14 protein-coding genes are annotated in these 13892 nt (G+C 43.5%); 4 read left to right on the top strand and 10 right to left on the bottom strand.

Translation table 11 applies throughout. The annotated features are described in order from the left end of the window. Nucleotides 1-27: 27 nt before the first annotated feature. A complete protein-coding gene (locus A6049_RS33900; RefSeq protein ID WP_240321330.1) occupies nt 28-162 on the top strand; it encodes a TetR-like C-terminal domain-containing protein in 135 nt (44 codons plus the stop codon). A gap of 344 nt (nt 163-506) precedes the next feature. Here the strand turns inward: A6049_RS33900 and A6049_RS06045 are convergent, their stop codons facing one another. Beyond that, nucleotides 507-1340, bottom strand: coding sequence for an alpha/beta fold hydrolase (locus A6049_RS06045; RefSeq protein ID WP_063563769.1), 834 nt, complete (start codon nt 1338-1340; stop codon nt 507-509). Nucleotides 1341-1448: 108 nt separating this feature from the next. On the opposite strand from A6049_RS06045, the gene A6049_RS06040 reads away from it, so the two are divergent. The 3 genes from A6049_RS06040 (at nt 1449) to A6049_RS06030 (ending at nt 3473) form a co-directional block, all read left to right on the top strand. Continuing rightward, the gene (locus A6049_RS06040; RefSeq protein WP_063563768.1) at nt 1449-2006 is read left to right on the top strand and encodes a TetR/AcrR family transcriptional regulator; all 558 of its coding nucleotides are present in this window, start codon (nt 1449-1451) and stop codon (nt 2004-2006) included. Between the two features lie 316 nt (nt 2007-2322). Beyond that, a complete protein-coding gene (locus tag A6049_RS06035; protein WP_063563767.1) occupies nt 2323-2649 on the top strand; it encodes a helix-turn-helix domain-containing protein in 327 nt (108 codons plus the stop codon). Further along, nucleotides 2637-3473 carry an IS3 family transposase gene (locus tag A6049_RS06030; RefSeq protein WP_095205989.1) on the top strand — a complete coding sequence of 279 codons (837 nt, stop codon included), beginning with the start codon at nt 2637-2639 and terminating at the stop codon, nt 3471-3473. Before A6049_RS06035 ends, A6049_RS06030 begins: the two co-directional genes overlap by 13 nt. Before the next feature lie 115 nt (nt 3474-3588). Here A6049_RS06030 and A6049_RS06025 read toward each other — a convergent pair whose 3' ends face one another. The 9 genes from A6049_RS06025 to A6049_RS05985 all read right to left on the bottom strand — a co-directional run bounded on the left by A6049_RS06025 (nt 3589) and on the right by A6049_RS05985 (nt 13844). Then, nucleotides 3589-5328 carry an ABC-F family ATP-binding cassette domain-containing protein gene (locus A6049_RS06025; protein ID WP_063563766.1) on the bottom strand — a complete coding sequence of 580 codons (1740 nt, stop codon included), beginning with the start codon at nt 5326-5328 and terminating at the stop codon, nt 3589-3591. A gap of 291 nt (nt 5329-5619) precedes the next feature. Further along, nucleotides 5620-5829: a hypothetical protein gene (locus A6049_RS06020; RefSeq protein WP_063563765.1), complete on the bottom strand. Its 210-nt coding sequence runs from the start codon at nt 5827-5829 to the stop codon at nt 5620-5622. Between the two features lie 177 nt (nt 5830-6006). After that, a complete protein-coding gene (locus tag A6049_RS06015) occupies nt 6007-6789 on the bottom strand; it encodes an SDR family NAD(P)-dependent oxidoreductase (RefSeq protein WP_063563764.1) in 783 nt (260 codons plus the stop codon). Between the two features lie 93 nt (nt 6790-6882). Continuing rightward, nucleotides 6883-7458, bottom strand: coding sequence for a dihydrofolate reductase family protein (locus A6049_RS06010; protein WP_063563763.1), 576 nt, complete (start codon nt 7456-7458; stop codon nt 6883-6885). A 333-nt stretch (nt 7459-7791) separates the two neighbouring features. Beyond that, nucleotides 7792-8439, bottom strand: a complete 648-nt coding sequence (locus A6049_RS06005) for a hypothetical protein (RefSeq protein WP_063563762.1) — start codon at nt 8437-8439, stop codon at nt 7792-7794. Nucleotides 8440-9059: 620 nt separating this feature from the next. Further along, nucleotides 9060-10334 (bottom strand): glycoside hydrolase family 125 protein, encoded by a 1275-nt coding sequence (locus tag A6049_RS06000; RefSeq protein ID WP_063563761.1) that lies wholly within the window; start codon nt 10332-10334, stop codon nt 9060-9062. Between the two features lie 158 nt (nt 10335-10492). Beyond that, a complete protein-coding gene (locus tag A6049_RS05995) occupies nt 10493-12121 on the bottom strand; it encodes an alpha-amylase family protein (protein ID WP_095205987.1) in 1629 nt (542 codons plus the stop codon). 8 nt (nt 12122-12129) lie between these two features. Then, entirely contained in the window at nt 12130-12957 is an 828-nt protein-coding gene (locus tag A6049_RS05990; RefSeq protein ID WP_063563760.1) for a carbohydrate ABC transporter permease, read from the bottom strand. Next, entirely contained in the window at nt 12957-13844 is an 888-nt protein-coding gene (locus tag A6049_RS05985; RefSeq protein ID WP_063563759.1) for a carbohydrate ABC transporter permease, read from the bottom strand. The genes A6049_RS05990 and A6049_RS05985 overlap by 1 nt, the downstream gene beginning before the upstream one ends. Nucleotides 13845-13892: the final 48 nt, after the last annotated feature.

The raw sequence follows: 13892 nt of genomic DNA, 5'->3' as shown, positions 1-13892 counted from the left end.
GTTCCAGGACAATATTTAGCTGCTTATATGGGAAGTGCGATAATAGGGGTATTTCAACAATGGTTGGAAAGTGGCACGAAAGAATCTCCTCTTGAAATGGCTCGTATCCTAACAACCATTTCGGTTAATGGTCCCTTCTTCGCAGCTGGTTTAAAAAAATAATTCACCCAGAGAATCTGATTTTGACATTAAACATGGGTCGTAAGGAATGTGAATACTAACCGACAGCGCCAGAGATCAGGACTATTGACGAATTCTTGCGAAACTAAATAACCAGCCGCCGGTAGGATTACAGCGACTGGTTACTTAAAAGAACAGTATTAATATGAAACTCTACACTTATATGCCAATGATCGGCACATAGTTGACGCTGTGTAGGGAAACTTCGAATGCAGCCAGCTTGCCTTAAACCAGGGACGGATGATTGCTCATCAACCCCTTTTAACATATCCTTCTCAGTGCTCTACTCTCAAATTCACTTTGACAGCTTTTCACCGCTTCTTACATTAAACAAACAATTCTTCTAAAGTGTGAGCAAATTCCTGCGGCTTTTGAGCATAGCCTAAATGAGCGCCTGCGATGGAGTGAATCGGTAAACCAAGTTTCTCGGATAAGTCTTTGACTACATCTTGAGGAAAGGAGCCAACGGAATCTGTTCCATTAAATAAGACAATTTTAGCTTTTTGATCGGTCAGCTTGTTGATATCGATTTTACGGCTAGTATATTGGCGAATTTCATATTTGAACCAATCAACCATTCCTTTAACCACGGGATTATCAACTTTTTCAATCGAAACTGCTGGCTTAGCCATCATCTGGGTATCCATCGGAACGGTATGCATAGCTTCAGCGAATAGTTTCATGGCTGCTGCCATTCCCTCTGTTTGAAAAGTTTCAACTATTTTATCATTCATTACTGCCCATTCTGCGGAATCAGCCAAAAATGTGTTAATAGGCGGTTCATGGAATGCAATTTTTTTAACAATATCAGGATGGTCTTGCAAGGTTTCCATTGCGACAATTGCTCCTGAACTGCTGCCTAAAATATATATAGGTTCATCACTTAGATGTTTTGCCAAAGCAGCTACATCATTAGCGTCGGTTTCAAGACGGTACGTGCTATGTGGATTGTGAGCATCTTCTGGCAACGGTGATGTTAATTCACTCTGTCCGTAGCCGCGGCGGTCATATGTTACCACAGTATATCGGCTTTGTAGAAATTTTGCGGTGCCCGTATAAATATCCCCAGTGCCATTAGCTCCCGGAATAAAGAGGAGAACAGGACCTTGGCCCACTGTTTCATAATGTAAATTGGCACCATTAACTTGTAATCTGCTCATTGGAAATCGCTCCTTTAAAAGTATTTGAAAACTATTGCTAACTCATGACATGAACTATATACTCATGGTATGAGTTGGTCAAGTCAGCAAACAAAAAAGGATGGAATTATGACAAAGAGAATTAGTTTATCAAGAGAACTTGTCCTTGAACAAGGATTAAAAATCAGCAGTGAACTGGGCTTTGATAAGCTGACCTACAACGGGTTGGCCCGTTCATTATCCATTCAGCCACAGTCGTTATATCGGTATGTAAGTAATTTGGAGGATTTAAAAAGTGGAGTTGTAGCTATCTACATAAAGGGCTTGGTCGACTTAATCTACCATGAATTATTAACGTACTCTGGAAAAGACGCGTTACGTAAATTCGCATTATGCGTAATTTCATATTCACAATCTAAACTCACATTCCCAGAAATGGTTGGAGGACTGGCTGAATTCAGCTATACCGAAGCCGTTTCGCAACAAATGGAACATTTGCATAACATTTTAGTTGAACTTATTAAAGCCATTACAAAAGATCAATCAAAGATTGAACAAAATGAACAATTATTTCTGAGTTATGTACTTGGACATCTGCAACTCATGAATAATGGGATTGCTCCGAAAAAAGTAAATATTCAACAAAACTTTGAAGAGAACATTGAACGATTATTCTCGTTATTTTAATGGAGGCGACTTTTATTATCCTTATCTGAATTACAATTATTCCTTAAAGTTGCTCATGCGGATCAGAAAGTTGGACTCCATCCTCATAGCAACAAACTATTAATGAGAAAAGTCAATGGTCCTTTATAGGAAGGAAGAATCATTATCTACTGTTCTAAAATAAAAGCACCCCAAGTGAACCACTGACTACGACAAGAACTATCAAGAAATCAATGCAATAAAAAAGACACTGATATTTTATGAAGTGCACCCCTTAGAATAGACATTGGAAAAACCCCTAGGTTTAACCGATGAAATTCTAGGGGGTGCATTTTTTATGGCGGTAAAGGGACAAAAGTTTAATACATATTCGGAGAAAATTAAAAAAGAGGCTATTCGTCTACATATTGATGAAGGATGGACTTATCGAAAGATTAATGAACATTTGGGGATTCATGACCCAGGACGAATGAAGAGATGGATGCGAAAATACCGGGAGCAAGGTGAGTTCGGACTGATAGATCAGCGAGGTCGCCGAAAAGAATACATGGATCAAGACCGCTATTTGCAAAACCTGAAACGGGAGAATGAGTTGCTAAAAAAGTGCTTGGTAACCTGGAAGGAGGAAGCAAACAAGAGAGATTTCAGATCATGGAAAAAGTAGCGGCATACGGTGATATCCAGAAACTATGCCATGTGTTTGGCGTGTCCAGGAGTGGGTTTTATGCCTATGTAAAACGTAAACGAATCGATCGCGATGCAAAGGCGAAGAAACAGGTGCTTCAAACGTATCAACGATATGAAGGCAAATATGGTTATCGACAGCTCCAGTTGTTCCTTTGGCAAGATCAAGGGATTTGGATGAACCACAAAAAGGTGCTCCGTCTGATGCAAATGCTCGGTATTCAATCTCGAATCCGTCGTAAACGACGCTCCAGCAGCTCGTATGCACCTGCGCAGCGTGTAGCAGAGAACCTCTTGAAGCGAGATTTCAGTGCAGAAAAACCGAATCAGAAATGGGTAACGGACATTACCCAGTATCGTGTGGGAGAGCGCTGGATATATCTTTCAGCCATAAAGGATCTGTTTAACAACGAAATTGTGGCTTACGAAATAGGTGAACGCAACGACAATGAACTCGTGCTCCACACATCCAGCAAGGCGTTTGCGAAGCAAAAAGACGTGACCGGACTGGTCGTTCACAGCGACCAGGGATTCCAGTACACGTCTCATGCTTACCACGACATGCTGCCAAAGGTTGGCGCCCGAATCAGCATGTCTCGCCGAGGAAATTGTTATGACAATGCCTCTATGGAGAGTTTCTTCTCGCATCTCAAAACGGAAGGACTCTATCCTTATCATATCCGAACGGTTGCTGAAGCACAAAGCAAAATCGGAAAATATATCCGTTTTTACAACCGAAAACGGCCACAACGAAAACTAAAAAAACTGACGCCGGTAGAGTACCGACGCCAGTTTGCAGCCTAGGGTCTTTTTATAATGTCTACAAAATGGGGTCTTGACCATTATTCATCAGTGTCTTTTTTATGGATACTTTTCAACCAACATCATGTTTCATCGTTGAACTCAAGACTAATTCACTTTAAAGCAACTTAATTAGCTCTTCTAGCTCATCGACCAAACCTTTTGCAAGTTCAAAATTCGTATCTTTTAAAGCCAATTCTATTTTCATTTCAACAGACTTTTTCTTTTGTTCAATTTCTAGATAGTCTTCATTAAAATGACTCGCATAAATCATCTGTCTAAATTCTAGTATACTCATTTTACTAATCGTCTTGTCCTCAATAATTAAAACATAATCCATACCATTAACAACAGAATAGAAATCATGAGAAATCATGAGAATCGCACCTTTGTAGTCCTCAATAGCTTTCTCCAATGCGATTTGTGTATAGATATCTAAATGGCTTGTCGGTTCATCAAGAAGCAGTAAGTTTGCTTGACTGGCAGAAACTTTAGCCAACTGAAGCATATTTTTTTCTCCGCCAGATAACGATTCGATCTTTTGATCCAGGATTTCTCCTTCAAAGCCATAGTTTGAAAGATACGATCTAATCTCATCATAAGTTTGAAACCCGGCATCTATGAATTCATTTAGTATAGTATTCGAATCTTTTAGCATTTCGCCTTGAACCTGAGATAAATAAGCCACATTAACGTCAGCATTTATTTCAATGGAATTCTGATTATTTTTAAAGATTTCTCGGAGTAAAGTCGTTTTCCCGGTACCGTTCGGACCGATCAGGGCTACTTTATCTGTCGATTTGATCTCGAAGTTCACATTTTCCAAAAGCAACTCGTCAAAGGAAACGCTATAATTATTAACGTTAACCACAACGGTGTCTTCCATTTCCTTATCGATACCAAAACTGATATTCGGCTGCTTGATATCGACAAATGGCTCTTTGATTCGACGTGCTTCCAATCTCTCTTGAAACTTGACTCTGGCTTTTAACGCTCTGCCTCTGGAGGCTTCCGAATTATACGTGGCGATCTCTCTAAGATTGTCGATGATGTGATCGTATCTCTCAATTTCTTCAGCTTCAGCAACCGCAATTTCTTGCAGCTCGATCTTAGTCTGAAGCAGCGAGAAGTTATAATCGATATACCGCCCATCAAACTCTTGGATCTCCGTGTTTTCAAGGTGTATAATTTTGTTGAAACAATGATTCAATAGATATCGGTTGTGTGTCACAACTAGCAGCATTCCCTTGTGGGAATTAATAAGTTTTTTAAGCGCATTTAGGTTTTCAAAGTCTAAAAATACATCGGGTTCGTCCATAATCATTAAGTCTGGACGACTGAGCATTTCCTTCATCACTTGAATAAGTTTGAATTCCCCACCACTCACATCGGATATACTAAGATCCTTGAGCTTCATGAGGTTGGCCAGGTTTAGCTGCTTATTAATGGTGTTTTCGAAATTATCCCCATCCATTGCCTCGAAGGCATCCAAAGCCAATTGAACCTTTTCCAGCAGCGAATCCATATCCGACGTGGTAGCCATCTCCGCATAAATGGCTGTGATTTCATCTTGCATCTTGATGAATTCTTCTCCGATATATTCAAAAACGGTCATTTCTTTCGTTTTTTCGATTTGCAAGAACTGACTTACATACCCAATTCTGCAAGTTGGGTCTATCTCTAACTTGCCATCGAACAAATATCTTTCCGGATCCATCAGTATATCTATCAGTGTACTTTTCCCACTGCCACTTGTTCCGATAAAAGCGCAATGTTGTGCCTCTTCAAACGTAAATGAAATGTTATTATATAGTTCCTTTTGTGGAAATGAGAAGGATAAGTTATCAACTTTTATCATAGTGTTACCTTTCTTTACAACTAAAATGGTGACTATTATTAAATATATTGTCGAACACAGACTTTTAGAGTAACACTGTTTACCCCCAAGTTCAATCTATTTGTAGCCCCTTACCCTCACTTCGAAATTCTAGTACTTTCTTTAAAATGGTGACTTGTTGGACGATTCTCAGAATTAATCATTGAACTTGTACCGTAAAAACAAAAAAAGCCGCTAATTGCGACTTTCAAAGGGATCTACCTTTCCCCCGACACATGTACGTACCGGTTCCAGTCATTTATAACACTCCCTTCACTCTTTCTTTTTTTTGAAGAAATCGAACTTGATCACATAATCAAAGAGAAAGGTGATTGCAACAGCTCCAAGTGGAATCATTGCATAGGCCCAAGGCGGATTATTCGGAGCTTCACCAGGGGGTGCGTCAATTAAAATCTCAAAAAGAACAACACAGTAAATTACGGCCAAAACAATACCTGTTACGTTCCTATCTTTTTTACGCATAGCTACTTTCACCTCCCTTACTTACGTTATTCTTCCCGTTAATCGACACCATGTTCTTATCGATTCCAGCATTCGGTACAAACTCTTATCCCTTGCCATTATTTTTCAGGAAAAAAAGCCCCAATTTGGGGCTTGTTATTGAGTCACACTATTAACATATACCCCTACATATCATTTTTATAATACAGAGGATGTACCACCATCTATGTTCACGGCAGTTCCTGTTACATAGGAGGCTGCACCCGACACAAGAAAAGCAATCACTTTTGCCGCCTCTTCTGTTTGACCTATTCTCTTGAGTGGGATACCGTGAATGGGGTTAGAAGCGAACTCCTCCCAACTCTGCTCTGGTGCTGAAGCCTTCCACATCCGCTCAATCTGATCGCTACGAATCAGACCGATGCACACGGCGTTAACACGAATATTGTCCTTGGCGAGGTCTTTGCTCATGGCCTTCGTTAGTGCAAGTCCTGCCGCCCGACTGACTGATGTTGGCAAAGATGATGCAGATGGTGTCTTCCCTACAGTCGCCGTCACATTAAGGATGGAACCGCCACCTCTTTGACGCATATGAGATACTGCTGCCTTAGAACTGTGGACTGCTCCTAACAATTTCAAATCCAGATCTGAATACCAGCTTTCGCTGCTAACCTCTTCAAACGGATTAGCCGCAGCCGTTCCAGCATTGTTAATCAAAATTTCCAATCCACCGAAATGCTGCACAGTCTGCTCTACCACACCTCGTACCTCTGCTTCTACTGAAATATCTGCAGAGATGACCAGTGCATCTGTCCCTGTCGTTTGCTTAATACGTTTCGCCGCAGCTTGAAGCGCCTCTTCGTTGCGGGCAACGATTGCCACCTTTGCGCCTTCCGATGCTAGAACAACTGCTGTCTCTAGTCCAATTCCTTTGCTACCGCCTGTTATTAGTGCAATTTTATCCTTTAATCCTAAATCCATTTGTATTTCCTCCCTTATTGCCTCCACTAATTGAACTAGACTGGTTATATTCAACTATCATTCCCGTTAGCGTAATCATCTTAAGTGACAAGGTCATCTTACCGTCTGGTAAACGAGGCCTATCGCTCCAGAATCAAAGGTCTTGTTTTCGATTAGCTTAAGATTAATCTTCTCCTTGAAACCTTGGAATAACGGCAATCCTTTACCGATCAGGACAGGAGAAACCGTAATTTTATACTCATCAATTAAATCAAGCTGCATAAGATGGTGTGCGAACCTAGGACTACCGAGGATGACCATATCCTTGCCTGGCTGCTGTTTGAGGTTATTGATCTCTTCCTCGACATTTTCTTTCACGAGTCTGGAATTATTCCATTCAACTTTCTCCAGTGTCGTGGAAAAAACGATTTTGGCTGTGTTTTCGATCCACTCGGCATGATTCCGTTCATGCTGCGAAGCTTCTGGGTTTGAAGGCACAGATGGCCAGTAACTGTGCATCATCTGATAAGTCCCACGCCCCCAAATGACAGTGTCGGCAGTACTCAGAATTTCTTTCGCGTGTTTCTCCAAATCAGCATCGTAGGAAACCCAGCCAATGTCCATTTCACCATTCGGCCCTTCTACAAAACCGTCAAGCGATGCGTGCAGAAATAGAACGAGTTTTCTCATTTTCAGTTCTCCTTTGTTCAAGAGGGATATTTACATTTTACATTTACTACATTTTACCATAATTTAAGTTGGGTTGTTTCTTATGGATTGCTAATCTCTAACCTGTCCGTTAACAAAAAAAGCAGCTGAATTTGGTATTACCCCCTTTTAGTCGATAAGGGATCAAAGACATCTTTAAGATGGACTTATCTTGCCTAACGAAGGGGATAACACCAATATTGCCACTTTCAAAGTTGAACAATTTCATATCCATCGATATTTATTCCCGACCGTAAAGTAAATTACACCATCACTCTATTAATAACTACAACGCCTTTAGCTAGTGCAATTCATTTATTGTGCTTGTTGTTCATCTGCATAATACCTTTCATATTCTTTAGTCAACGTGTATCGCTGTACACCTTTGCACGCATTCATCGCTTCCTTAGTGTGTTGGATAGCCAGTTCGCGCCGACCCAATTTGCGTTCTATTTCAGCAAGAATCGCAGATCGCATCCATTGTCTTCTAATCGATTTCAGATGCTCCCTTGCTTGCTCACTCTTCTCTTCCTCCGAAAACAAAAACGTCTCGTAATATGTACGATAATCTGATCTGCGCATCTGGAGTACCGCTTGCCGAACGGCAGTGATGTCCTTGCGATAAGCACCGTAAGCTGCCTGATATATCGCTTGCCTCGATTTTATCGTCGTCTGTTTTCTTAGTTTTTCCATCGTGATCTCGACTTCATCATCCAGTCTGTTGGCAGTCACATAAAAAATATAAATATAAGGCGTATGATGATTTTTACGTAAAAAAGCTTCCACACGGTCCATCCGGGTTTCCCATGCCATTGGGTACAAAACGTGAATCGTAAACGCAATAAGTGTGGCCACCAGCACCGTTCCTACGATAAGAAAAACAGATTGTTCATTCCACAACATCATCAGCACAAATACAAATACAACGGAATAAAACGTAACATTCCACCTACTCATTCTCATCTATCATTCCCTTCAGCATCTAAATCATGAAGTATCTATTATATCAGAATTAAAACTTTATATTGTATAAATTTAGGAGACAAAGATTGATATCACCAACAAAATAGAATTTCAACAGATATGGTGAAAACAAGTCTTCGATTGCCACTTCACACATTGCACTTTGGAAAATCAAATGATTTATTGCTTCATAATTATACATATCTGTTCAGGATCCTCGCGTTTAAGTGTTGCCGGGGTTTTGTATTGAAAATATAGCCACTCACTGGGATTACCTGCTACCCCTGGTGAGTACAATGCATATTTGAGAAACGTGCTTCCTGTACGCTGTGAGAACCATACGTATAGCTCGCTGTATGTAATGACAACAAAACAGGGCATCTTCAGTAGATGCCCTGTTTTGTTTCAAAAAATGGTCTTCCATTCATCACACTTGTTAAACACCCAAATTTGTTTTGTATTCAGCATTTTGCAAATGTCCGAATTGCTGAAAGATTCATCCCCGTCCCAGTTTCTAAATGAGCCACTGAAACAATACAGATTCCGCTTTAGGTTCGTATTAGGTTTCGGTTCTGGGTTGAGATTGGAATTGAGATTAGAGCCTGATCGAATCTCGATTCTTATTCTCCTTCATCGACATATTTCATTATCAGCTCACTGCAAATGGAGTTGGCCCAGGCGAACCAAGGTCTGGTGAATTTCCCGGGATCATTGACATCAAAACCTTCATGCATAAACCCGGTATCGGCATCTGTTGTCTCCAGCAGAACCAGCAACTGTTCCAGCTCTTCAGGGTCCTCGGTAGTCAGCCCTTGCATCGCCAAGGCAATATGCCAGATGTAATTATGCGGGGTATGCGGACTGCCAATCCCCTTTGCTTTTTCACCAGCAAAATAATAGGGATTATCCTTACTCAGAATAAACCGTCGGGTGTTCAAGTACACCGGATCATCGGCCTTGCAATATCCAAGATAAGGAAGGGACAACAGGCTGGGCACATTCGCGTCGTCCATCAGATTGTAGTTGCCCATTCCGTCCGTCTCATAAGCATAGATTCGTCCATATACGGGATGCTCCGTGATCGCATACGTCTGAATGCCTTCTTCGATCTCATCCAGCAGCAGCTGGGACCGGCGGCCGATATCCTGATGTCGTAGTACATCTTTATTAATCTCCACAATATAGCGCAGAGCCACGGCAGCGAACATATTCGCCGGAACCAGATACCCGTAAGTGCAAGCATCATCGCTTGGACGGAAGCCGCTCCAGGTCATCCCGGTATAAGCTACAGGCGTGCCGCGCCCACCATAACTCAGCGTATCCGTCTCCGGGCAGTTCAATCGCTCAAACGTGTACGGAGATTGCTCGTGGCGCTGTTCTTTTGTCCACAGATCGAGGATATTCAAAACTGCTTCCTGAAAAACATCGTCGAAAATCTCAATATCGCCGGTTGCCTTCCAGAACAGATACGCCAGCTGTATCGGGTAACATAGGGAGTCGATCTCGTATTTGCGTTCCCACACCCAAGGATTATGTTCGGTAATATCGTCCTTGTGGCCGTGATTATTGCCTTCGCGGTTGAACGCATTGGCATACGGGTCCAGATTAATGTAAAACATTTGCTTGCGGATTACCCCTTTGATCATATCAGCTAGCTCGGAGTCCTTCACGGCATCGCCAATATAGTGCCGCACCTGGGCAGAGGAATCTCTCAGCCACATTGCCGGTATATCTCCCGTAATTACAAAAGCCGTTCCGTCTTCAAGTTGCTGAAAGGTGGTCTCCAGCGTGTTGGGATAACAGTTCTTGAACAGCTGCGCCAGTTTGGGGCGGTGGGAAAGCTTGCTTGTTACACGTTCAATCGTCTCCTTGATAGCGGTGATGTCAGATTTCATTTCCATAATCCTCCGTTGTTAATTATTATTCTATCTATATTTGGGCTGAGCCAAACTCAGCGGTTCACGTTGTGAATAAAGACGCTACATATTCAAAAGGTTCTTATGCTCTATTCGCACTTTATATCAACCTCTGATTCTTAAATTCAGCCTCTATATCAGTTCCAGCTAAAATAGCCCGAGCAGGCTTCGATACTCCCCTTATCCGTCCAGTCATAATCTGAAATTACCCCACCCGATTTCCAGCGGGAAGGTGCCATATTGGAGAGCCAGTCCAATGGCTCAGAGACTGCTGTAGCTATAGCTGCCCGTTCAAAGGCTTCGGTGACCGCCTTGCGCTGTTCACTGCCCATGGCTTTGGGATCGGCCGACACGAAGAGCGGGGTGCCGCTGCGCGACAGAACATCCAGCCACTGTCTGTTCATTTTCCAATCCACATTGTTTGTCAATCCCACACAATCAGCGTCAACGGCATAGAGCGTGTCATGCTGAGGCATTCGGAAGGCCAAGGTGTTGATCCCCATCCGGCGAGTGCGTTCCCATTGAAGACCACTGGTATCGTCGCCGGTACGCTGAATTTCAAAGATGCCTGCCGACAAGTGGGACAGTGTGTTGCAGCCGATAATGAGCGTATCTCCAGCATTACGTTTGATCGCCTTGTACAACGCAAGAATAATCTCTGCAGATGTTCTGGAACGGTCGGCGAAATGCCAGCCGTCATCGGTAATACCCATGCCAAAGCGGCTGCCCCAACGACCAAACAGATCATAGGTTGTAAAATCATGCTTCAGCAACTTGTAGCCCCAGCCTGTATAACGGGCTACATAGTCTGCGATGGACTCCAGCACCTCCGGAATGCTGGGATCCAGAATGTAGCCTTCCGGCTGTTCCGCTTTTGCTAATGGATTGTTTAGCAGCCACTCCTTGGGCGAATCCATCGTTGTCAACAGCGGGCGGAACCACATGCCAGGACGCACGCCCGTCTCTGTCATTTGCCTGGCCAGCTGTTCCATATCTGGGAACAGCTGCTCGTCCGGCAGCCATGGCTGATGGCGGCTCGCGGCAAATTTGCCCCAGTTTTTCTGCCAACCGTCGTCAATGACCATGTATGGACGATTGACAGAAGAAGTGGCCAGCGAGGACATCAGCTTGCTGTCTTCAAGAATCTGTCCATGGGAGCTGTGCCCATAGGCATAATACCAGTTGTTTCCCCCATAGACGGGGAATTTCGGCAGCACCGGTTGCTCGCACATTACACGGCAGAACGCCTGCGTTGCCTCAAATGGTGTCTCTCCAAGCTCTCCCTTACGGCTGACCACTTCAGCCGCCTCGAGCTGGCGACCACTCAGTAGCACGCCCGTACCCCCACATCGCACATCAAGGACCAGCGTCACCCAGTGGGCGTCCACGAACCAACAGCATAGCGAGGCAGGCCCGGTCTTCACGCCGTAACCATGCGTGTTGCCGTCTTGGAGGGCCATGAAATACCAGGGCATCTCCCGGTCTGGCATAATACCCGCCCATTGCAGATCACCATAAGATCTCTCCCAGTGGTCGCCGAGCAGTCTAACATGCTCGCCGATCTCCCGGTTCCATCTCAGCGCAATCCGGCTAACCGGAGTCTGATCGGCAGATAGACTCACGCCTAGGCTTCCGGTCTGCTTACGTACCTCTACCCGGATATCCTTATCCGTATATACGCCGCTTTGTGACTCCATGCGGCTCCAGCTTTTGTCCTCCTGGACCAACACGATTTCGGGAAGTTCAATAAGATCAAGATAAGCCATACCATTCCTCACCCTTTCACAGCACCCGATGAGATGCCTTTAATAAATTGTTTCTGGAAAATCAGAAATAACACAATCATAGGTGCCGCCGACATTAAACAACCCGCCGCCACCCAGTTCATCTGCGATTGGTACTGCCCAACGAATCTGGACAAAGCCACCGTAAGATTCTGCACATCCTTGTTCTGCAAAATATAGAGCGACATGCCGTACTCGTTCCAGATACCCACCCCTTGTAGAATTACCACTGACGCCGTAATCGGCTTCAGCAGCGGCAGAATCAGCTTGAAGAAAATACCGATTCGGCTCGCACCGTCAATATAACCGGCTTCATCCAGTTCTTTGGGGATCGAACTGATAAAGCCCGTATAAAGAAAGATGGACATCGGCAGTGAGAAGGCCGTCTGAACCAGAATCGCTCCCCATAGCGTGTTCAGCGCATGCATTTTGATCAAAATCATATACAGTGGCACAATCAGCGTCAGCGAAGGAATGATCATACAAGCGATAAAGGTGGTATAGATCGCTTTATTCAGTTTAGACTTGTTTCTCGACAGCGGGTATGAGGCCATGGAAGAGACCAAGATAACAAGTAGTAACGTAAAGACCGTAATAATAATATTGTTCATGAAAGCTGTGCCGAGACCCGCGCTTTTCCAAGCATCCACAAAGTTCGCAAATACAAACTCTTTCGGAATGCTGATCGTCGACTTGTAGTCGGTTACATCCTTCAGTGAGATGTTGATCATCATATAGAAAGGGATCAGCGGAATCAGGCATATGATTAGACTGACAACGGCAATGAAGATTTTCTTGACGGTATTATTCCGCTTCATCAATATTCGACCTCCCGTTTCCGCAGATTACCCAGCACAAGCAGACCGACGACACCGATAATGACGAACATAAAGTTTCCGACCGTTGTGGCATAGCCTGCATCCTGCTGCCCCGAGTAGACGGAGTACATGAATGTGGACAGGGACGAAGTTGTATATCCAGGTCCGCCATTCGTCAAAGCCATGATAATATCGAACAACTTGAGACCGCCGATAAGATTGTACACGACATTAATGGTGATGGCTGGCATAAGCAGCGGCAGGGTAATCGATCTGAACTTAGCAAAAGCAGAGGCACCATCCAGATCGGCCGCTTCATAGTAATCGGAAGATATCGACTGGAGTCCAGTCAGATAGATAATCATCGCCGGTCCAATGAACTGGAACGTATTCACAATAATGATGCTGGTTACAGAGCTGCTCCATTGATTAAGCCAGTTCTTCGGCTCTATGCCGAACCAGGAAATCACTTCATTCATCGTTCCGCCGTTATATTGGAAGAAATAGTACAAGATGTATCCCATAATGAGCGGTGAGACAATAACGGGCAAATACACGATCGTACGGACAACGCCCCGCAGACGGAATTTCATATCTACAAACAGTGCATACAGCAGCCCGAATAAGTTCTGGAAGACGGTACTCAGAATTCCATATAAAAAGGTATTGAAAATGACAAGCCCCATATCTTTATCCGCAAACAGGCGGGCGTAATTTTTCCACCCAATAAAATTCCGTGCTTCAGAGTAACCGTTCCAGTCAGTAAATGAGATCATAATGCCCTGAATGAACGGGTAGGCAATAAAAACAAAGAAAAAGATCAGTGCAGGAATGTACATTACGTTGATGCTTGACTGGGAATGTCTTATCTTTTTGAAGGTGTTCATTCGGCTTTACTCCTCCTATCTGTATTGCTTATCTTTGGCCTGAAATGA

The organism is Paenibacillus sp. O199 (assembly GCF_001636635.1).
In the GTDB taxonomy this organism is placed as follows: domain Bacteria; phylum Bacillota; class Bacilli; order Paenibacillales; family Paenibacillaceae; genus Paenibacillus; species Paenibacillus marchantiae.
This window is presented reverse-complemented; position numbering and strand designations above follow the sequence as displayed.

Excerpts from the sequence above, each read along its gene's own strand:
- A6049_RS33900 (WP_240321330.1), top strand. The coding sequence starts at position 28 with ATGGGAAGTGCGATAATAGGGGTATTTCAACAATGGTTGGAAAGTGGC.
- A6049_RS06045 (WP_063563769.1), bottom strand. The coding sequence starts at position 1,340 with ATGAGCAGATTACAAGTTAATGGTGCCAATTTACATTATGAAACAGTG.
- A6049_RS06040 (WP_063563768.1), top strand. The coding sequence starts at position 1,449 with ATGACAAAGAGAATTAGTTTATCAAGAGAACTTGTCCTTGAACAAGGA.
- A6049_RS06035 (WP_063563767.1), top strand. The coding sequence starts at position 2,323 with ATGGCGGTAAAGGGACAAAAGTTTAATACATATTCGGAGAAAATTAAA.
- A6049_RS06030 (WP_095205989.1), top strand. The coding sequence starts at position 2,637 with ATGGAAAAAGTAGCGGCATACGGTGATATCCAGAAACTATGCCATGTG.
- A6049_RS06025 (WP_063563766.1), bottom strand. The coding sequence starts at position 5,328 with ATGATAAAAGTTGATAACTTATCCTTCTCATTTCCACAAAAGGAACTA.
- A6049_RS06020 (WP_063563765.1), bottom strand. The coding sequence starts at position 5,829 with ATGCGTAAAAAAGATAGGAACGTAACAGGTATTGTTTTGGCCGTAATT.
- A6049_RS06015 (WP_063563764.1), bottom strand. The coding sequence starts at position 6,789 with ATGGATTTAGGATTAAAGGATAAAATTGCACTAATAACAGGCGGTAGC.
- A6049_RS06010 (WP_063563763.1), bottom strand. The coding sequence starts at position 7,458 with ATGAGAAAACTCGTTCTATTTCTGCACGCATCGCTTGACGGTTTTGTA.
- A6049_RS06005 (WP_063563762.1), bottom strand. The coding sequence starts at position 8,439 with ATGAGAATGAGTAGGTGGAATGTTACGTTTTATTCCGTTGTATTTGTA.
- A6049_RS06000 (WP_063563761.1), bottom strand. The coding sequence starts at position 10,334 with ATGAAATCTGACATCACCGCTATCAAGGAGACGATTGAACGTGTAACA.
- A6049_RS05995 (WP_095205987.1), bottom strand. The coding sequence starts at position 12,121 with ATGGCTTATCTTGATCTTATTGAACTTCCCGAAATCGTGTTGGTCCAG.
- A6049_RS05990 (WP_063563760.1), bottom strand. The coding sequence starts at position 12,957 with ATGAAGCGGAATAATACCGTCAAGAAAATCTTCATTGCCGTTGTCAGT.
- A6049_RS05985 (WP_063563759.1), bottom strand. The coding sequence starts at position 13,844 with ATGAACACCTTCAAAAAGATAAGACATTCCCAGTCAAGCATCAACGTA.